Source organism: Patescibacteria group bacterium (assembly GCA_028717685.1).
GTDB lineage: Bacteria > Patescibacteriota > JAQUNI01 > JAQUNI01 > JAQUNI01 > JAQUNI01.
Window position 1 is genome coordinate 236,782 of the sequence record JAQUNI010000001.1, and the last position, 19,267, is coordinate 256,048.

19 protein-coding genes are annotated in these 19,267 nt (G+C 40.3%); 7 read left to right on the forward strand and 12 right to left on the reverse strand.

All coding sequences use genetic code 11. From position 1 onward, the window contains the following. Window positions 1-123: 123 nt before the first annotated feature. The 7 genes from PHW01_01245 to PHW01_01275 all read right to left on the reverse strand — a co-directional run bounded on the left by PHW01_01245 (window position 124) and on the right by PHW01_01275 (window position 6,028). On the reverse strand, window positions 124-471 hold the full coding sequence (locus tag PHW01_01245) for a hypothetical protein (protein MDD5626626.1): 348 nt from the start codon (window positions 469-471) through the stop codon (window positions 124-126). A gap of 25 nt (window positions 472-496) precedes the next feature. Next, the gene (locus tag PHW01_01250; protein MDD5626627.1) at window positions 497-1,615 is read right to left on the reverse strand and encodes a DUF3048 domain-containing protein; all 1,119 of its coding nucleotides are present in this window, start codon (window positions 1,613-1,615) and stop codon (window positions 497-499) included. Window positions 1,616-1,630: 15 nt separating this feature from the next. Then, entirely contained in the window at window positions 1,631-2,296 is a 666-nt protein-coding gene (locus tag PHW01_01255; protein MDD5626628.1) for a type II secretion system protein, read from the reverse strand. 55 nt (window positions 2,297-2,351) lie between these two features. Beyond that, complete coding sequence (locus PHW01_01260; GenBank protein MDD5626629.1) at window positions 2,352-3,065, reverse strand: 50S ribosomal protein L25; 714 nt, start codon at window positions 3,063-3,065, stop codon at window positions 2,352-2,354. Between the two features lie 229 nt (window positions 3,066-3,294). Beyond that, window positions 3,295-3,621, reverse strand: coding sequence for a hypothetical protein (locus PHW01_01265; GenBank protein ID MDD5626630.1), 327 nt, complete (start codon window positions 3,619-3,621; stop codon window positions 3,295-3,297). 155 nt (window positions 3,622-3,776) lie between these two features. After that, a complete protein-coding gene (rodA, locus tag PHW01_01270; protein MDD5626631.1) occupies window positions 3,777-4,892 on the reverse strand; it encodes a rod shape-determining protein RodA in 1,116 nt (371 codons plus the stop codon). Window positions 4,893-5,179: 287 nt separating this feature from the next. Continuing rightward, the gene (locus PHW01_01275) at window positions 5,180-6,028 is read right to left on the reverse strand and encodes a hypothetical protein (GenBank protein ID MDD5626632.1); all 849 of its coding nucleotides are present in this window, start codon (window positions 6,026-6,028) and stop codon (window positions 5,180-5,182) included. Window positions 6,029-6,188: 160 nt separating this feature from the next. Here PHW01_01275 and PHW01_01280 point away from each other — a divergent pair, with 160 nt between their 5' ends. The 6 genes from PHW01_01280 to miaB all read left to right on the forward strand — a co-directional run bounded on the left by PHW01_01280 (window position 6,189) and on the right by miaB (window position 15,784). Continuing rightward, entirely contained in the window at window positions 6,189-6,824 is a 636-nt protein-coding gene (locus PHW01_01280; GenBank protein MDD5626633.1) for a hypothetical protein, read from the forward strand. 99 nt (window positions 6,825-6,923) lie between these two features. Then, entirely contained in the window at window positions 6,924-10,430 is a 3,507-nt protein-coding gene (locus PHW01_01285) for a DNA polymerase III subunit alpha (protein ID MDD5626634.1), read from the forward strand. A gap of 135 nt (window positions 10,431-10,565) precedes the next feature. Beyond that, entirely contained in the window at window positions 10,566-10,973 is a 408-nt protein-coding gene (locus tag PHW01_01290) for a hypothetical protein (GenBank protein ID MDD5626635.1), read from the forward strand. Window positions 10,974-11,084: 111 nt separating this feature from the next. Further along, complete coding sequence (locus PHW01_01295) at window positions 11,085-12,212, forward strand: hypothetical protein (GenBank protein MDD5626636.1); 1,128 nt, start codon at window positions 11,085-11,087, stop codon at window positions 12,210-12,212. Between the two features lie 210 nt (window positions 12,213-12,422). Next, window positions 12,423-14,195, forward strand: a complete 1,773-nt coding sequence (gene thrS, locus PHW01_01300) for a threonine--tRNA ligase (GenBank protein ID MDD5626637.1) — start codon at window positions 12,423-12,425, stop codon at window positions 14,193-14,195. Between the two features lie 206 nt (window positions 14,196-14,401). Continuing rightward, complete coding sequence (gene miaB / locus PHW01_01305; GenBank protein MDD5626638.1) at window positions 14,402-15,784, forward strand: tRNA (N6-isopentenyl adenosine(37)-C2)-methylthiotransferase MiaB; 1,383 nt, start codon at window positions 14,402-14,404, stop codon at window positions 15,782-15,784. On the opposite strand, the gene PHW01_01310 is transcribed toward miaB, so the two are convergent. The 4 genes from PHW01_01310 to PHW01_01325 are packed head-to-tail and all read right to left on the reverse strand — an operon-like array spanning window position 15,756 to window position 17,602. Then, complete coding sequence (locus tag PHW01_01310; GenBank protein MDD5626639.1) at window positions 15,756-16,124, reverse strand: hypothetical protein; 369 nt, start codon at window positions 16,122-16,124, stop codon at window positions 15,756-15,758. The two genes, miaB and PHW01_01310, sit on opposite strands and share 29 nt — an antisense overlap. An 18-nt stretch (window positions 16,125-16,142) precedes the next feature. Next, window positions 16,143-16,682, reverse strand: a complete 540-nt coding sequence (locus tag PHW01_01315) for a hypothetical protein (protein ID MDD5626640.1) — start codon at window positions 16,680-16,682, stop codon at window positions 16,143-16,145. 12 nt (window positions 16,683-16,694) lie between these two features. Further along, the gene (locus PHW01_01320; GenBank protein ID MDD5626641.1) at window positions 16,695-17,018 is read right to left on the reverse strand and encodes a hypothetical protein; all 324 of its coding nucleotides are present in this window, start codon (window positions 17,016-17,018) and stop codon (window positions 16,695-16,697) included. A 47-nt stretch (window positions 17,019-17,065) separates the two neighbouring features. Next, window positions 17,066-17,602 (reverse strand): DUF5680 domain-containing protein, encoded by a 537-nt coding sequence (locus tag PHW01_01325; GenBank protein ID MDD5626642.1) that lies wholly within the window; start codon window positions 17,600-17,602, stop codon window positions 17,066-17,068. Window positions 17,603-17,645: 43 nt separating this feature from the next. On the opposite strand from PHW01_01325, the gene miaA reads away from it, so the two are divergent. Then, window positions 17,646-18,725, forward strand: coding sequence for a tRNA (adenosine(37)-N6)-dimethylallyltransferase MiaA (miaA, locus tag PHW01_01330; GenBank protein MDD5626643.1), 1,080 nt, complete (start codon window positions 17,646-17,648; stop codon window positions 18,723-18,725). A gap of 34 nt (window positions 18,726-18,759) precedes the next feature. Here the strand turns inward: miaA and PHW01_01335 are convergent, their stop codons facing one another. Continuing rightward, on the reverse strand, window positions 18,760-19,083 hold the full coding sequence (locus PHW01_01335; protein ID MDD5626644.1) for a hypothetical protein: 324 nt from the start codon (window positions 19,081-19,083) through the stop codon (window positions 18,760-18,762). Between the last annotated feature and the right edge of the window lie 184 nt (window positions 19,084-19,267).

Below are 19,267 nucleotides of genomic sequence, written 5' to 3' on the forward strand. Positions count from 1 at the left end.
CGGGACAGGCTCCGTAATCTCATCGAGCTATATTTATACAGATCTAGGAGATTGCTTCGGGCTCCGCCTAGGGCGGATCCCTCGCAATGACGGTATATTTCGTAATTCAAGGTAGGCTACGAATTACTCCTCATGAATTTCATCTGAAACGTTAAAAGCGGGAGAGTTGATTAAAATTGCTTTAAAATTTCCACTCATTTTATAGGGAGTATTTGCTGGTACATATAAAACTGAATCTTTTTCAACTTTTATTTTTTTATCCTCAAAGTCAAAAATGGCGTTTCCTTCTAAAAAATAATAAATCCTATCACTGACAGTGTTCATTGTTTGAAGGGCGCTTCCGTGTAATTCAGACACGGCTAAACTTACCTTATTAGTAATCTCTTTAGTAATGAAATTGGCTATCTTATAGGTTGCACCTTCACCCCGAATGACAGCCTCGGAACTTCTTTTAAAGATTGGTTTACCCATATCAATCCTTCATTTTTTTCATTATTTAATAAGTGACGTTTTTTTCTGGCGGCACCACTTCCACCCAGGTTGTGCCGGGGTTAAATTTTATTTCTTTTCCTTTCTCATCATAAAACCGCGTCCGCTCTTCGCGGCTGCCCTTTTTCCAAATTCCCTGAATTACTTCGCCATCGCGGAAGACGAGAGCCTTATCCCCGCCAATCGTATGCATACCGAGCCGTCCTTTAATATCACCAGGATCTTTCAATTTAGCCACCATATATTGCACGACGACATTTTTCGCCGCAATCTCCGCGCCGGAATTTTTGTCTATATGTTTGAAGCCGCCATTGTAACGCAAATATTGATTGTTTTCGCGGTCATACTTCCAAACCACTTGATAGCTGGAAGTAGAAAAAGGAATCACAATGTCCCGAACCTCCGCTCCCCGGCCACCAAGCTCTTTCTCTTTTTTAAAGAGCCAAGGTTGAAAACTGCCCTTGTCCTCCCAACCTTTGGATTGCACAGCTTCCCGCAAAGATTCTATCTTAGTAAAAAGATTATGAGGAGCGAGAGCGTCAGAGGCGCGCCAGAAAAAACTGCCATTATACATTTGATCTAATTCCTTAATCCCATATTCCCGCGCGAGTTTTAAGGCGTAAGGATCTCCCCCGCAATGGGCATAGACCGCATTGAGCTCGCTTGCCCAATCCAGATAATAAACCCGCGCGCTCCGCACTGGTCCGATTTCAGGGATATCTCCATCCTCGGTAAAAAAGGCTAAAAAGCGAGTAATCCCGCCTTCGGCGAGCGCTTCATAAACTAAATTGGCTTGAGAGAGACCGGATTGGGGTCTGACCGTTACCAAATTTTCAATCATCACCCCCAAAGGCAGCCTGTTTACTTCCTCTTCTTCAACCGGCATTCCGTCAATGAGGCGAATCCCTTGGGGTAAAACGTAATTTTGATTTTGTTGCGCGTCCTCCTGACTTAACTTACTCTCTCCTTCTCCTCCTCGCGCCTTGGGCGCAAATCCCCGAATGTAAAAAGTACTCAAGAAAACAGCCACTACCAATAAAAAAACAGCCGCGCCAAAAATAATTTGATGCTTGCGGCTTTCTTTTAACAGAGTAAAAAATTGACGAAAAAAAATTTTGATATGCATATAATGTTAAAAACACTATTTTTCAAATCCTCCGGTTACCCAATCAAACTCACTTTGCCAATTACGCCCAGAACAACTCCAACCGGGGCTATTCGGATGAGGATTACCGCTTGTCTCAATATCTACTACTCCTAAAACATAAAAGGCTCCTCGGGAAGCATCGCAACTATAACTCCCAGCAGGATAACGGTAATAGCGATAATTTCCACAATCATAATTATTGATCGGATCTTTTACGTCTTGGCTTAAGAATCCTGCCGTTCTTAAAGAAGAAATAAAATCACCATCTCCGGGAGTATCCCAACCACCACAACCCTGATAGTCTGAACTAGGATATAACCCATATTGATCATAATACAGTGCTAAGGCAGTTATCAATTGTTTCATTGACGCTAATCTTTGGGCGTCTCGCGCTTTTTTTCGGGCATTGTTCACGGACACAGTCACGATTGTTGCCAGAAGACCGATGATCGCAATCACAACCAAAAGTTCAATCAGAGTAAACCCCGTTAAATGCCGCTTCACGGCAATTTTACCAAAAGCAAAATTATTTAATGGGGTAAACCCGATAGAAATTTTAGAACTTACAGCCTGGTGCCTATTGTTACCCTTTATTTCTAATGAGGTAAATTCCCTTGAATGCATTAAAGGATCAACGCGCTTTTTAGTTTTGCAAGACATAATCTTCTTGAACTAAAGGATGTTATTCGCGAATAACATCCTGAAATTTGTATTTTTATTTTGCATCCTCTTGCTTTTCTCCTGCTTCTTCTGGGGCTCCAGGTTCGCCTCCTGCTTCGCTTTCAGCCCCTTCCTCTCCCTCTTTTTTAACGCCCTCAACCTCTTCCACTTTTTCCTCTACTTTTTCTTCTAATTCTTCTAATTCTTTTTCCGAACGTGGCGGCATCACGGAAACGACCACATCTTCAGGGTGAGCCAACACTTCCACATTTTTTGGAATATCCAAATCTTTGACATGAATAACGTCGTCAAATGTCTTTAAAGAAGATATAGAAACAAGAATAGAGTGAGGCAAGTCTTGAGGCAAACAGGAGACCTCAATCTCATCTAAACTTTTCACCAAAACGCCATCCAGATCCTTTACCGCCCGCGATACCCCCTTAAATTCCAAGGGCGCTTCCGCGGTAATCTTCTCGGTCATCTTGACCTCGTAAAAATCTATATGCAAATACTCCCCAGATACTGGGTCGCGTTGCACCTCTTTAACTAAAACCTTGCGCGGTTTTTTTTCTTTTTCAATGGTAAGATCGATCAAAGAGCTTTCCCCTGCTTCTTGAAAAACCTTTTGAAATTCCTTACGATCAGCAATCAAAAAAACATTTTTCACCTTATGCCCGTAGAGCACCGCCGGCACCATTGCTTCTCGCCGCAACTTTTTGGGTTTATTTTGAAGATCTCTTAATTTAACTTGTAAAACTAAATCAGCCATATTTGTAAACCCTGTTAGAAATTTATTTCTAACAGGATGAACTTTCTCAAATATCCCTTTAAAAGTCTGCCTTTTAAAGGGAATATAAGCTCAATTTAATAATAAGACGAAATTCCTCTGTAACTCAAGTTGCGTATTTTAGCGAGGGAAAATAAAATCCCTTTAAAATCTGCATTTGCGGTAGACAAACCTGCCCGCTAGCCTAGCGGCAGCTTAGACAGGCGGGTTCCTAGCGGGTTAAAGAAGCATTTCTAGTCTTCATCTTCTCATAGGTTTCAATGACCTCATCACAATTCACCATTAAACTGTCCACAAACCTTTCCAAATCATCTCCCGTAAAATCAGTGACCATATAAAGGGAACTTGTACCCAAAGGATTATTTAAAATGATATTAATAATTGAAGAAAAGCAAGAAGGACAAAGGATATAAAAAAGATAACGCCCATTTGCTTCCCGAACCAATCTTAAATCCTCCCCACGGTAGACCGCCTGACAAATGGGGCAACGCGGTTTCACTCCCATTCTTTGGATTAACTCACGATCAGTTTGTGACATAAAGTATTCCCTCCTGAAATTTATTATAGCGTAAAATAATAGGTAGTCAATAAAATCTTATAACTTAAAACCTATAGCTTGTAACTCAAGGAGGGAAATACAGATGCTAAGTCTTGAAATCTTGGGTTACACGTTATAAGTTACAAGTTACATACTTATTTCTCCCTTCCAAACGCAACCTTGCGATAATTCATATAGATACTCTCTATAAGCCCCAAACTAATCAAAAAACTAATCAACGCTGAACCGCCATAGCTGATCAAAGGCAAAGCAATGCCTGCCACAGGGACTAAGCCAATATTCATCCCAATATTAATCATCACCTGGCTCAAAATCAAAATAGCTACCCCCGAAGCCAGAAAAACTCCGAATTTATCTAAAGAGAGGCGGCCTACTTTCAAAATTCTTAAGATCAAAAGCGCGAAGAGAACTAAAACAACGAAACCCCCAAAAAAACCAAATTCCTCGGCTGTAACCGCAAAAATAAAATCAGTATGCGGCTCGGGAAGAAACTTCAGCTGACTCTGGGAACCATGTCCCAACCCCTTTCCCCAAATTCCGCCCGAACCAACCGCAATCATGGATTGAATTAAATTATAATTTACTCCCAGCGGATCTGCATGGGGGTTAAAAAAAGCTATGATCCTTGACTTCTGATAAGGAACAAGCAGAAAAAGCCAAGCAACTAAACTAACCAGAATGAAAACCGATAAAGTGATCAAAATATGTTTTAGTTTTAGTCCCGCCACAATAAGCATCCCGACCCACACCACAAGTAAAATGACGGCTGCCCCTAAGTCATGTTCCAGAATGATCAAGCTAACCGGAAGAGCAGTTAAAAACCCAGAAATTAATAAAACTTTGAGCCTACTAATATGTTCTTGATGGTCAGCAAAAAATGAAGCGAGCGTAATAATTAAAAAAATCTTTGCCATTTCTGATGGTTGAAATCGAAACGGTCCCAAAGAAAACCAACTCCTGCTCCCCCGAATCGTTGATCCCCAAAAAAGAACCGCAATTAAAAGAAGGAGCATTAAAATGTAAACAATGAAACGATAATTCTTCAAAAAACGATAGTCAATAAGGCTTAAACCTATAAGCAAAAAAAAACCGATGCCGGCGGCGATTATTTGGACCTTAATCTTAGCCAAATTCGCTCCCCCTTCTTCCCATGTAGCGCTGTAAATTACCACCACTCCTATGGAGATTAATAAAAATAAAGGAATAAATAACCGCCAATCAAAATATTTGAAAAATTGCAAGATTTTCATAAAAACCTTGAATTATGAAATGCGTCGTCTATTAGCGAGAGATCCGCCCTAGGCGGAGACCAAAGCCCGCCCGCCTCGCCTGAAGCGAAGCGATGGCGGGCAGGCAATCTCCTAAATCTGTATGAATAACAGCTCGATGAGATTACGGAGCCTGTCCCGAGCGGAAGCGAGGGATCTGACTATAAGCCCTCCTCACTAATAGGCAAAATGAATTCCGCGATTCAAGGTAAAAAGCGGAAGGTTTAAAATCCCAAACCCAAAATCACGATTTTTAAACTTTAAAGTATTTAGATATCTCTGTATTCCCCGCTCCCCTGCGGGCTATCCTCTGGCAGAGGTTCCAAAAAATTGTCAGGATTATAGATATTAGTTTCTATAAAAATATCCATCCGCTGCATCTCCCCCCGAAAATCTTGCAACCAACGCATCCTGAATTCTCTCTTGGTGTTGGAATAAAAATTGTTTAAGGTGGTGTAATTTACAGCCAAAATCGCATCATTCTCCCCCCAACATACCACTTTCACTTCTACGTCTTTAAAATTATAATAACCCTGGTTTTGCACGATAGCAAAAAGCTCCAGCTGTCCTAGAGGATTTAGAGAAAGGCTCTTTGCATCCTCCAAAACGGAAAGTGAGGGGGACAAGAGATCACTACGGTTTAACCACCGCCCTACGGGTTTTAGTTCCAGTGTCGCTCTTTCTACTTTTATATCTTGAACTTCAATATCTGGACGAATAATATATTGGGTCTCTCCAGGTAAAATATAACTTGCTCCGGCAATCTCTTTAATAATCTCCCCTTGCGCGTTAAAAAGAAAAAATTTATAGTCCAAATTTTGCAAACCTAAAGCGGGATTAGGGTTTCTAATGACCGCAACCAAATTATATTTATTACCCGAAGGCAAGGCTTCGCATCTAACAACCTCCAAATCCTCCGCAGCCACATTCCTCACGGGGAGAGTGACGAGAATGCCAGGTTCCGCCGGCCGGGGGTTCCCTAAATACTGCACTACCGAAGCAAAAATATAAATACCGATGACGGCATTCACGGCAATTAAAATCACAATTGCCATCCAATCAATTAAACGACGATGTTTAATGTACCACAAAGCAAAACTCACGTTAAAATCTTTCATATTTTTGTTTCTTATTTTGCGGAAAAGCGCATTGGATTATCAAGACCAAAACGCATCATTCCTGTCTTTTAATTTAACATAAAAAGCGATTTGTCGCAAATGGCTATATTTAGTATAATAAATCTTAGGAATGGCGCAAAGACTGCGTCATAAAATCTCAATGTCTCAAAAAGTTTACAACTGGGATGCAGTTTCTGATTATCTGCGGGAAAACACGCAGGCAGGACTTCAAATAGCCGTGCTAGAGGCGGATAAAATTTTAATCGCCGTAATTCGAGATTTAAACTATCCTGGCAAAAATGGCGAGGAAAGGTTACTCTTAGCCCAAAAATTATTTTCTGATTTTGACCGTGTCAAAAAAGCCCATCGGTTCGCGCAAAAAATCAGAAGAGAAATCGGTTTTTCTCTCACGCCAAAAACTACGGAAGAAATTCTCGCTGTTTACTACCAAGCTCTTCTAGACATCAAAGAACATTCTAATCCTCGTTTCAAACTTTTCGAAAAAATTGTTTTCTATTTTCAGAAAAGGATTTTGAAGACCAAAAAATTATTAAAATGGATCGGCATAGGCTTACCTCTTTTTCTTCTTGCCACCCTTTTCCTCGATAAAACCAAAATTGGTCATAAGATAGTGAAAACAGTGCTCGCGATTAATGATTTTATTTTCTCTTGGCTGATCATTTTAATCTTTCTTGCTGGTGGTATTATCGCCTTGACCTTCGGAAGCATCTGGTATTTTAAAACGCGCCACAAGATAGATATAGATATGGATATTAACATCAATAAACCCCATTAGACCCTGTTAGAAATTTATTTCAAATGGAGCTAACGGTTTTCGCTGACCCCGTTAGATAAGTAAACATCTAACGGGGTAAATAAAATAACACGCAGTTTTATGTTCACCCACCTTCATACCCACTCCCACTATAGCCTTTTGGATGGTTTAATTAAAATTGATGATCTCGTGCAGATGGCTTCAAAAAACGGAATGAAAGCCCTTGCCTTAACCGACCATGGCGTAATGTATGGCGTGATTGAGTTTTACGAGAAAGCGCTAAGTGTAGGCCTAAAACCTTTAATTGGCGTTGAGGCTTATCTTGCTAATAATGGGATGACGGACAAGCGGCCCAATATTGATAATAAGCAGTATCATTTAGTTTTAATCGCTAAAAACCAACAAGGCTATCAAAATTTAATTAAACTTACCACCCACGCGCATCTTGAAGGCTTCTATTACAAGCCGCGGATTGACCGCGAACTCTTAAAAAAACACAAGGGAGGTCTCATCGCTCTTTCCGCCTGTTTAAAAGGGGAAATCCCTAACGCGATTATGAATGGTGACTTCAAGAAGGCTGAAGAGAGTGCTCTTTTTTATCAAAACACCTTTGGCGCAGGCAACTTCTATCTTGAACTCCAACATCACCCCAACATTCCCGAACAAGCCAAAGTCAACGCAGAGCTCGTTAAAATTTCCAAAAAGCATAACATCCCTCTGGTTGCCACAAACGATATTCATTATTTGGAAAAAACTGATGCCGAGGCTCAGGAAATTCTCCTCTGTCTGCAAAGTAAAAAAACCCTTCTTGACCAAAATCGTCCTCTTTCCATGATCGGCGACGACTTTTCTTTCACTCCTCCTAAATTAATGGAGGAATATTTTCGCGACATTCCTGAGGCTCTAGAAAATACAGCTAAAGTAGCGAAGATGTGCAATCTCAATATCGCCTTAGGTCAAACCAAACTCCCCCATTATCAAGTCCCATCCGGCACTAATCCAATTTCTTATCTTAGAAAACTTTGCCTGTCTGGTTTGCAAAAACGCTACCAAACGAATTATCAAAAGGCGCCACGCACAATTATAGAACGTTTAAACTACGAATTCTCCGTCATTGAAAAAACCGGCTTTGCCACTTATTTCTTAATTGTCCAAGATTTCGTGAATTGGGCCAAGAACCATAATATTATTGTTGGTCCTGGACGGGGTTCGGCCGCCGGCTCCCTGGTTTCTTATCTTCTGAACATTACCGATATTGATCCGATCGCCCATGAACTATTGTTTGAACGCTTCTTAAATCCAGAAAGAATCTCTATGCCGGATATTGATTTGGACTTCGCGGATACCAGACGCGATGAAGTAATCGATTATGTGCGCCAAAAATACGGCCAGGACCATGTAGCCCAAATTATCACTTTCGGAACAATGGCGGCGCGAGCAGCGATACGCGATGTGGGAAGGGTTTTTAGCTATCCTTACAGTTTTTGCGATCAAATCGCTAAAATGATCCCAATGTTCTTTTCGCTAGAACGAGCTCTCTCCACCGTCCCAGAATTAAAAACCGCTTACAAGCAAGACGAAAAAGTGAAGAAATTAATTGATACCGCAAAAAAATTAGAGGGAGTAGCGAGGCACGCTTCTACGCATGCCTGCGGCATCTTAATTACTAAAGATCCCATTGATGAGGTCGCCCCTCGCCAGTATGCCTCCGCTTCTGATCAGACTATTGTGAGCCAATATGAGATGCACGCGATTGAATCCACGGGTCTTCTAAAGATGGATTTTCTGGGCTTGAAAAATCTGACTATTCTGGAAAACACCCTGAAAATCATTGAAAAAATCCGCAACGAAAATGTTGAACTTAAAAAAATCCCGATGGATGATCTCCGAACCTTTAAGCTGCTTGCCCAAGGTAAAACCACTGGCGTCTTTCAATTAGAGTCTTCAGGAATGAAACGATATTTGAAAGAGCTCCAACCCACGACGTTTGAAGATATAATAGCAATGGTTTCTCTCTATCGTCCTGGTCCCATGGAATGGATTCCCGATTATATCGCGGGAAAAAAAGGAAAGAAAAAAATTACTTATCTGCATCCTAAACTCAAACCGATTCTGGAAAAAACCTATGGCGTGGCCGTCTATCAAGAACAAGTTTTGCAAATCGCCCGAGATCTCGCTGGTTTTTCCTTGGGAGAAGCCGACATCTTGCGCAAAGCGGTAGGTAAAAAAATCCCAAAGCTGCTCGCCGAACAAAAAGAAAAATTTGTTCAAGGCTGCAAGCAAAATGGACTCTCACAAGACCTCGCGGAAAAAATCTTTTCATTTATTGAGCCTTTCGCAGGTTATGGTTTTAACCGCGCGCACGCAGCTTGTTATGCCCTCATCGGTTATCAAACCGCTTATTTAAAGACTCATTATCCTGCCGAGTTTATAGCCGCTCTATTAACCTCGGATCAGAGTAATACTGATCGGATCGCTATCGAAGTTGATGAATGTTCAAGCTTAGGAATTAAGGTCCTGCCGCCGGACATTAATGAGAGCTTCGCTAATTTTACCGTCGTCCAACAAAAAGACAAAAAAGAAGTGATCCGTTTCGGACTTTCCGCTATTAAAAATGTGGGGGCTAACATCGTCGCCGAAATAATCAAGGAAAGAAAACAAAACGGCCCTTATCAAAATCTTGATGATTTTATTAAGAGAGTGCAGGATAAGGATTTAAATAAAAAATCGTTAGAAAGTCTTTCAAAATGCGGGGCGCTGGACAAATTCGGCGAACGCAACCAAATACTTGCCAATACTGACAAGATTCTGCATTATGCCCGCGAGTATCGCCGCGTCAACGCCATTGGACAACGCGACTTGTTTGGAAATCTTTCTACCACCCAAGCGAATTTCTCCAGATTGCGCCTAGGAGAAGTCGCTACTGCTTCCAAGGAAGAAAAGCTAACATGGGAAAAAGATCTCTTGGGTCTCTACATCTCCCATCATCCCCTTGATGATTATCGCGAATACCTCGCTTATAAAACGACACCCATTCACGCTTTGAATCCTCTCCAGAAGAATGATCTTGTGACTTTGGGAGGTATTATCACAAAAATCAAAAAAATTATCACTCGCAAGGGCGATCCTATGCTTTTTGTGACTTTAGAGGATTTATCTGACAAAATAGAAATTCTCGTTTTCCCCCGCCTTCTAGCGCAAAACCCCACTCTTTGGCAGGAAAATAAAATTGTCCTTCTCTCGGGTAAACTCTCGGATAAAGACGGTGAACTAAAACTTCTCGCCGACAGCGCCTCTCACGTTACTAAGGAGATATTGACAGAATTTCAACAAAAAGTCAGAGAGCAAAAAATAGATCCAGATTCTGTGTTTGTGGCGAAACAAAAATGTCCAAAGGTCCAAATCAAACTGCCGCGAGCGGCGGATCGCGACCTGTTGATTAAGTTGAAACAATTCTTGGCCTCCCACCCTGGATCCTGCCCGGTTTATCTTTCTATTCCTAATGGCAACCCCTCTTCCCCAGAACAAATCAAAACCGAGTTTAAGGTGGATCTGCAACAGAATGTAACCCAAGAATTAAAAAACTTTATGGGGGGAGAAAATGTGTCGGTAATCAGTAATCGGTAATCAGTAATTAGTAAATAGTAATTGGCAAATCTGCATTAAAATAATTACCAGTTACCAATTACCAATCACTAATTACCAATTTACTATTATTCTTGCTAAAAACATTATTTTTCTCTATAATAAGAGACAATGCATATGCGCGACAACCGTTCTCTTTTAAAAATCACGCGGATCTTATGGCAAAAATATTTTTCCGATATTCCGATTAAAAACAACATTCTAATATTTTTTTCACGCCATAATAAACGTGTTTTAGGTTCGATTAAATACGACCGCCAAAAGAGAACCACCTCTATCCGCCTCAATGGTTATTTTCAGGACGAAACAATTCCCCTTTATGTTGTGATAGCAACCCTCGCCCACGAAATAGCTCATTATGCTCACGGCTTCTCTTCTCCGAGAAGACGGCTCTATCGCTATCCGCACGAAGGAGGAATTGTAAGGCGCGAGCTTCTCCAAAGGAATTTAGGTATTTTGGAAAAGGCATCTAGGAGATGGCTCAAAAAAAATTGGCTAAATTACCTAAAATCTTGCAACTTATAACGTGTAACTCAAGCATTTTCTTGTGTTATAAGTTACAAGTTATATGTTACAAGAATTTAACGGACTTGGAATTGTTAATTGTACGCTTCATACTTTAAGTTTTATGCAACTATGTATTTAGGTCGCATTGAATCTGGAAAATCATACAAGAAATTTTATCTTTTTTTCATTCTCTTGAGTATAGGATTAATAGGAGCAATTGTTTATATTACCTTTTCCCGAGCCACAATCATAATTACGCCGAAAAAGGTAACCTTTGAGACTAATTTTGAGGCTGAAGTTTTGGAAAATCCCAATACAGAGAATGCTATACCCGGCAAAGTCCTTTCCCTAGAGCTGGAAGAATCAAGGCTGGTCACCACTAATGATAAAAAGGGGGTGGATGGACGCAGCCATGGTCTCGTTACCATCTTTAATAAACGCGATAAGGATCAGCCTCTTCTCCCTAAAACACGCCTCCTTTCCGATTCTGGAATCCTTTTCCGCACAGACAAAAGAGCAGTCGTGCCTAGCGGAGGTCAAATAAATATTGAAGTCACGGCGGACAAAGAAGGAAAGGAAGGCAATATTGGACCAGAGCGTTTTACCCTCGTCAACATTTGGAAAGGCTGGCGGGATAAACTCTATGCTGAATCTTATACTCCAATGACTGGGGGCTACACTGAAGTGCCATATATTTATGGTTCCACGATTGATAAGGCTTTAGATATGCTAACTGAAGATCTTTACGCTAAAAATCTCACCGCTCTCCACCAAAGAGTCTCTTCTAGCGAAACCATTCTGGAAGGGGCGGTGAAGAATGAAATGTTGGAATTCTCTTCTTCGGTTGAGCCGGAGACACAAGCGGATAAGTTTATTATTAAAGCCAAAGTGAGAACTGTAGCGCTTGTTTGCAATGAAGAAAAATTAAAAGATCTAGCCCAAAAACATCTGAAGAACGATGCTCCCCGCGACAAAGAATTCCTGGGTATTCAGTGGGATAGCTTTAATTACAAGCTTAAATCCTATGATTTAGAAAAAAAGACTGCCCTCGTTACCACCCACCTTGAGGGCGAATCCCGCGCGAAAATATCGGCAGATCTTCTTGAAAAACAGGAACTCGTTAGTCTGGACCGTTATGAAGTGAAAAAATATTTTGAACGTTTTGACGATGTGGGAGAGGCCGAAGTCTATTTCAAACCATTCTGGGTGCATAAAGTGCCTTCAATGTTGGATCATTTTGAGATCCAAGTTAAATGATAATTTTTAATTTTCAATTTCTAATTTTCATTAAATTTCCATTTACTTAATTTTTAAACAAATAAAAATCAAATTCTCTTAACCCGCTTACCATAGAATCCGAAAGTTTAAAAATTATTTCATTAAAAATTTAATAAAAATTGCCACACCTAACGGGTGGTCACCCATTAGGGTGAAAAATTATAAATTAGAAATTTTATTTACATAAATATGCCTTTAAAAAACACAAACCGGCGTGAAGAACAAGAAAAAATTTTTAAGCTCTCTACCCTCCGCCATTCCGCGAGCCACATTCTCGCTGCCGCAGTTTTAGAATTATTTCCCGAGGCTCGTCTTGGAATGGGACCCGCGATAAGTGACGGGTTTTATTATGATTTTGAATTATCTCACTCCCTCACCCCGCACGATCTGCCAAAAATAGAAGAAAGAATGAGAACATTGATCCGCGCCAACAAAAAATTTGAGAGAAAAGAGATGCAAATTGATGCAGCGCTTAAAATGTTTCAAAAACTAAACCAAAGCTATAAAGCGGAACTCATTCAGGACTTGAAAAATAAGGGCGAAAAAACAGTCTTTCTCTATAAAACCGGTGATTTTACCGATTTATGCCGCGGACCGCATTTAAAATCCACCAATAAGCTGAAACCCAAGGCTTTCAAACTCACCAAGATTGCGGGCGCCTATTGGAAAGGGAATGAAAAAAATCCTATGCTGCAAAGAATCTACGGCACAGCCTTTAACAAACCGGAAAATCTTAAAAAGCATCTTGCAAATCTTGAAGAAGCGCGCAGACGAGACCATCGCAAACTCGGACAGGAATTAAATTTATTCAGCTTCCACCCCGAAGCTCCAGGCATGGTTTTCTGGCACGCGGCTGGATGGACTATCTTTCAAGAGATTTTAAAATATTGGCGCGAAGAGCATAGAAAAGCTGGCTACCAAGAAGTGAGCACGCCTCTTATCCTCTCCAAGCGGCTTTGGCTTACTTCCGGTCACTTCGATCACTATAGGGAAAATATGTATTTTACTAAAATAGACAAAAAAGAATCCGCCGTCAAACCAATGAATTGTCCGGGAGGACTTTTAATCTATAACGAAACAATGCATTCTTACCGCGATTTCCCTTTAAAAATCGCGGAGGTTGGAGTGGTGCATCGCTATGAAAAAGGAGGAGTGCTCGCTGGCCTATTTCGGGTGCGTCAATTTACTCAAGATGATGCCCATATCTTTTGCACGGAAAAACAGGCGAAGGAAGCGGTAGGCGGCGTGATTGATCTCATTACTCATATCTATCGTGTTTTCGGCTTTAAGGATTATCATATTGAACTCTCTACCCGTCCTAAAAATTCTATTGGCACTGAAGAGATGTGGCGCAAGGCGGAAGAAACCTTAAGTGAAATTCTGGAAGAGAAAAAGATTGATTATAAAGTGAATCCGGGCGATGGAGCTTTTTACGGACCTAAAATTGACTTTCATATCAAAGATGCCTTGGGACGCACATGGCAATGCGGTACGATTCAAGTAGATTTTGCGATGCCTGAAGCTTTTCATTTATTTTACGTGGCACGCGATGGAGAGAAAAAAACTCCGGTAATGATTCATCGCACTCTCTTGGGCTCTATTGAGCGTTTCATCGGTATTTTGCTGGAACATTATGGAGGAATGCTGCCTCTATGGCTTGCTCCCACGCAAGTGGCGATCCTTCCCGTTTCCGAAGAAAAACATCGCGGCTACGCCAAAAATATTGCCCACTCCTTGCTTGATTACCATATTCGCGCCGTGATCAATAAAAACAAAGATTCTGTCAACCGCAAGGTCCACGACGCCGAGAAGCAAAGGATCCCTTATATTTTAGTTGTGGGCGATGCTGAAGAGAAAGACAAAATGGTCGCTGTGCGCACCCGCGGCTCGCAAAAGATTGAAAAGATGAAATTAGATGTATTTATCAAAACCATTTTGGAAAAAATTAAAATTAAACAATGACACCTTCAACAACTAAAGAAATGATACAAATTACAATTCAAAAGATTGAAGAATTTATCAAGATACAAGAAGAAATAATTGAGTTCAGGCGCAAGGAAAGAAAATATTCGGAGAGTAAGCACAAGTGGTTAAAAATGGACAAAATCTGACAAATCAAGCACAATAAAATCGAGCTTCCCTAAAAACTCGATTTTATTATTACCAAAATGCAAACCTATTTTTTAAAAACTTTCGGCTGCCAAATGAACCAGTCGGACGCGGAGCGGATTGCCGCGGTTTTAGAAAAAGCAGGGCTCACTTTATCTTCTGAAAAAGAAGCAGATATTTTAATCGCCAATGTTTGCGCGGTGCGGCAGCGAGCAATGGATCGGGTTTACGCCCTGGTGAATAAATGGCAAAAACGGAAAGATGCAAAAATTATCCTCACAGGCTGCATCTTAGAAAAAGATAAAAAATTGTTCTGCGATAAGGCGCATGGTATTGTTCCCATAGGCGCGATTGCGAAACTGCCACAAATCATTAAAGATGGAGACGCGAAACATTGCATCTCTATAAAATCATATTTGGGAATAAAACCAAAACATCATAATTCCTTTTCGGCTTATGTGCCGATTATGACCGGCTGCAATAATTTCTGCGCTTACTGCGTTGTCCCCTACACGCGAGGCAGAGAAATTTCAAGACCGGCGGATGAAATTATAAAGGAGGTGCGAAGTCTTATAAAGATTGGATATAAAGAAATTATCCTGCTTGGACAGAATGTGAATTCATACCAGAGTAAACTCAAATGTCAAAACTCAAATGCCAAAACTACAACTCAAAACTCAAAACTAATAAATTTCCCAAAGTTATTGCAAATGATAGATAGCATAACGGGTAATTTTTGGATTGGATTTATTACCTCGCATCCTAAAGATATGTCAGATAAGTTAATTAACACAATTGCGCGATGTAAAAAGGTTTGCAAATATATCCATTTACCAATCCAATCAGGAGATGATGGGATTTTGAAAAGGATGAACCGAAAATATACGGTTGCGCATTATTTGGGTTTAATAAAGAAAATCCGCTCCAGAATCCCGAAGGTGGCGATTTCCACGGATGTCATTGTCGGCTTTCCTGGCGAAACCAAAAAGCAATTTGAAAATACGGTCAAAGTTTTTAAAAAAGTAAAATTTGATATGGCTTATATTGCCCAATATTCCCCGCGTCCTGGCACAGCCGCGGCGAAATTCAAAGATGACGTCAAAAGCCAAGAAAAAAAACGGAGATTTCAAATCTTAAATCAATTGCTCAAAAAGATTGCGCTGGAAAATAATCAAAAATTAGTGGGGAAAGAAATGGAAATTTTAGTGGAGCAATATGAGAAAGGATATTGCGTAGGAAAAACGCGCGCTTTTAAAAATGTGAAATTTAGAAATAATGGGAAGAAAAATTTGGAAGGTGAATTTGTGAAGATAAAAATCGCAAAAGCAACGGCGTGGGGATTAGAAGGGAATATTTCTCCCCTGACAAGGGGAGATAAGAGAGGGGTTAATAAAAAACCGCAAAATCTTTTTTTCAAGACTTTGCGGCAAAGAACGCAATGAGCTTTCTGCGAACAGTGAAAACTATATACGGTAGAAGGGTTGAAAACCTATGCCAAGAGAATTGAATTCTATATGGCATAAGAATTAAAAACTCATATGCTCTATTGAGTAATATTACCTGACCAGAAGAATGGATAATCTTTTTCTCCCCCGAAGAGAGAATAGTCATTTTTAAAGATCCTTCATGTTCACTGTGAACAAACAGAACAACACCAATTTGTCCGGTTTCAATAATACGAACTAATCTTCCGGGCTTGATCTCGTGCTGATTTTTATCCAGAGCAACCCCATACAAATCATTATAATCTTTTTGACTCCCGGCATTAAACACTCTTCTCATACCTCAAGCTCCTTTCTATTAAATCCAGCCTTTATACCAATAATAGCCAACGGTTGGGATTTCACGCAACCACCAGTAATAGTTGTTGCGTGTCCACCATTGGGCAGAAAAGGGATTGAAAGGGATAGTCTTTAAACTACCGAAGACCGCAGTTTCTATCCCGAGTTTTTCTAAACACTTTGCGCAACGCCAGACGTGGTCAGGGTGAGCAACTACAATTGCCTTAGTCCAATCTTGCTTTTTCATAAATTCTGCGGCCTGCCGAGCAAATTCATAAGTGTCTAGGTATTTTCCCGGGACACTGTGTTCTTTGATATTTAAAACTATATTACCAGACATACTATAGAAATCCAGACACTCGACAATTTCAACTTGGCAAATTATCGGTATTTGCGTATATCCGCCCATGCCATAAGCAATGCAATAAATTTTTTCAGCGATTTTTTGATTACTAATTCCTGGACCAGGTTTAATGTATTCCTCTTGCGGATCATTATATCCAAAAGCAAAAGCGATAATACAATGATATTTGATAGCTCCGCCATTTATCTTAAACAATCCACTCACCTCCTAATCTTTTCTCCCATTCTCTCTTTCTGGCGCGAGTGTAACCTCTATTTCGAGGTTAATTTTGGAACCCACAACGTGATAGCCTGGATGATTTTTGAGAAGTTCCCCTATTTTGTTAGACACTTCCTGATCAACATCAAACATATTTTTACCATCCTTAATAGTAGTTTTCCAGGTGTTCGGTGGAATTTGACCACTCCTTACTGGCGCGACATCCATTGCCTCCCAATAAGTAGAACTCATCTCTTTTTCTCTCTCCTTGCACCCAAAAAGTAAAAGGCAAAGAAATAACCCGCAAAGCGCCAATACTGTTAACTTTTTCATCTCATTTCTCCTTATAATGCGTAGCTTTAAGATCTTCAAATATATTTCTAATCAATAACGCCGCCCGCGCAGATCCGATGGAATAATGCTTCTTTTTCTTCTTCATCTTTATGGATAAAAAATATCCATTCGTGATAAAGAAAACTCTCAAAAGACGCGTTATTCGGGTTTGAAAAACGAATAACAAAGACAAGATCATCCGAAACAAAACTTTGCAATTCTGCGGCGCCATTCCAAAGATCAGATATGAACCTAGCGCGCCCTTTTCTGACCGAATCTAGAATCATTTCTTTGGTGTAATCACTAGTCGGCGAGGTAATGCCGTAATAACTGCGTCCCCAAACCGGAACATCATAGTCTTGAAATATCATTTCTTGACCAGAAAATTTTTCTCTGCCAAAATACCTATCAATATAACGTAACTTCGGCTTCGGAGTATTTATGTTTAATCTGGAATATTCATAAACTATTTCTCGAGGCAAGCTAATAGAAAATTCAACCTTAAAAATATCACCTTCCTCACCCGCCAAATAGGTTTTACTTTCAGCTTCTATTAAAAACTGTGTAATCTGTTCAATATTCATTTTTTTCCTCCTTATACCTATCAAAAAGCAAAAACTGATTATCATTCTCGGCGCAACTGCCTCGGGTAAAACTGAGATGTCTTTAGAATTGGCTAAAAAAATTCCAAACAGCTACATCATTTCCGCGGATTCGCGCCAAATCTATAAAGGCTTAGATATCGGCACGGGAAAATTGACCGGCGGAAGACACAAAATTTTAAAAGGACAAAATATTCTTCACTTCCACAATATCCCGCATTATATGATTGATATTATGGAGCCGAACCGAGAATACACAGTAGCACAATATCAGAAGAGTGTCAAAAAGGTTATCCGCGAAAACAAAGGCAGAATCCCATTTTTGGTCGGCGGCACAGGGCTTTATATTAACGCGATTGTGGACGGCTTGTCTATCCCCCCTTCGGCACCAGATTACAAACTGCGCGGAAAACTTGAGAAAGAAACGGACGGAAATTTATTTCAGAAATTAAAAAAATTAGATCCAATTTGCGCCCAAAAAATTGATTCAAAAAATAAACGGCGCTTAATCCGCGCGCTGGAAGTGTGTTTAAAGACAGGGAAGCCATTTTCTAGTTTACAGAAAAAGAAAAAACCCAATTACGATGTTCTGCAAATTGGGATTTCTGTGCCGCGAGAAGAATTATATGAGCGCATTGATAAGCGCGTAGACAGAATGATAAAACAAGGACTAATTGAAGAAGCAAAAAAAATCTTAAAAAAATATGAGCTTTTGAATTCACTCCCCCTGCCCGAGAAGAGGAGACGTGAGGGGGTGGGAGTTTATGTAAGTTTAGACCTCTCCAACCTCCCCCCGCACTCGCGGCAAGCAGGCTTAGTAAGGAAAATTTGGAGTGGTACTGAAAAAGATTTAAAAAGTCGCAATCTCCCTCCCCCCCTACCCCCCCTCGGGCAGGGGGGGATAATCCACGATTCCATCGGCTACAAAGAAATAATATCGTATCTGGATGGTGAAATCAGTTTAGATGAAATGATAGTCTTGATCAAAAAAAACACGCGACATTACGCCCGCCGCCAAATGACTTGGTTTAAGAGGGATAAAAGGATTCAGTGGATCAAAAATAAAAAAGAGGCGGAAAGATTGGTTAAAAAATTTTTGAGATAAAAAGAGGGGTATATTCATATATACCCCATAAAAATCATTTAAAAGCCTCTTCTATTATTTGGATAGTGGATTCCGCATCATGCAGTTCCCTATCCTCCAATTTTTCCCTGGACCATTTTGCCACGTCATTCAGCAAAAATCTTTTAGTTATGGCGGAACCTTTCCTAGCCTTTGCCACCAAATGCAAAAGGTTTAATTCGTTATCAGCCTCAATGGATCCGGCATGGGCCTCCTTTATGAGTTTGCGGATCTCATCTCTGCTCCTTTTTCCATTATTTTTAGGACTGATTTCTTCACTATCAGCCATCAAAAATCCTTTCTGCCCGCCTCCTTGGCAAGATCGGTGTAAAAGAGCCATATAAAAAAACGACCCACTTTACGAGTGGGCTTTCGAACGAGAAAAATAATAAATTCTTTTGAAAATTGGGGAAAATTTTTGTAATTTCCTTTGCCACATAAAAGAATTTATTATCTCTACACACTGTTCTTATTTTAACCTTTTCTATAAAACTGTCAAGCGCCGCCATTCTGGCTTAGATAAA

Coding starts and splice junctions, on each gene's coding strand:
- PHW01_01245 (MDD5626626.1), bottom strand. CDS start 471: ATGGGTAAACCAATCTTTAAAAGAAGTTCCGAGGCTGTCATTCGGGGT.
- PHW01_01250 (MDD5626627.1), bottom strand. CDS start 1,615: ATGCATATCAAAATTTTTTTTCGTCAATTTTTTACTCTGTTAAAAGAA.
- PHW01_01255 (MDD5626628.1), bottom strand. CDS start 2,296: ATGTCTTGCAAAACTAAAAAGCGCGTTGATCCTTTAATGCATTCAAGG.
- PHW01_01260 (MDD5626629.1), bottom strand. CDS start 3,065: ATGGCTGATTTAGTTTTACAAGTTAAATTAAGAGATCTTCAAAATAAA.
- PHW01_01265 (MDD5626630.1), bottom strand. CDS start 3,621: ATGTCACAAACTGATCGTGAGTTAATCCAAAGAATGGGAGTGAAACCG.
- rodA (MDD5626631.1), bottom strand. CDS start 4,892: ATGAAAATCTTGCAATTTTTCAAATATTTTGATTGGCGGTTATTTATT.
- PHW01_01275 (MDD5626632.1), bottom strand. CDS start 6,028: ATGAAAGATTTTAACGTGAGTTTTGCTTTGTGGTACATTAAACATCGT.
- PHW01_01280 (MDD5626633.1), top strand. CDS start 6,189: ATGTCTCAAAAAGTTTACAACTGGGATGCAGTTTCTGATTATCTGCGG.
- PHW01_01285 (MDD5626634.1), top strand. CDS start 6,924: ATGTTCACCCACCTTCATACCCACTCCCACTATAGCCTTTTGGATGGT.
- PHW01_01290 (MDD5626635.1), top strand. CDS start 10,566: ATGCGCGACAACCGTTCTCTTTTAAAAATCACGCGGATCTTATGGCAA.
- PHW01_01295 (MDD5626636.1), top strand. CDS start 11,085: ATGTATTTAGGTCGCATTGAATCTGGAAAATCATACAAGAAATTTTAT.
- thrS (MDD5626637.1), top strand. CDS start 12,423: ATGCCTTTAAAAAACACAAACCGGCGTGAAGAACAAGAAAAAATTTTT.
- miaB (MDD5626638.1), top strand. CDS start 14,402: ATGCAAACCTATTTTTTAAAAACTTTCGGCTGCCAAATGAACCAGTCG.
- PHW01_01310 (MDD5626639.1), bottom strand. CDS start 16,124: ATGAGAAGAGTGTTTAATGCCGGGAGTCAAAAAGATTATAATGATTTG.
- PHW01_01320 (MDD5626641.1), bottom strand. CDS start 17,018: ATGAAAAAGTTAACAGTATTGGCGCTTTGCGGGTTATTTCTTTGCCTT.
- PHW01_01325 (MDD5626642.1), bottom strand. CDS start 17,602: ATGAATATTGAACAGATTACACAGTTTTTAATAGAAGCTGAAAGTAAA.
- PHW01_01335 (MDD5626644.1), bottom strand. CDS start 19,083: ATGGCTCTTTTACACCGATCTTGCCAAGGAGGCGGGCAGAAAGGATTT.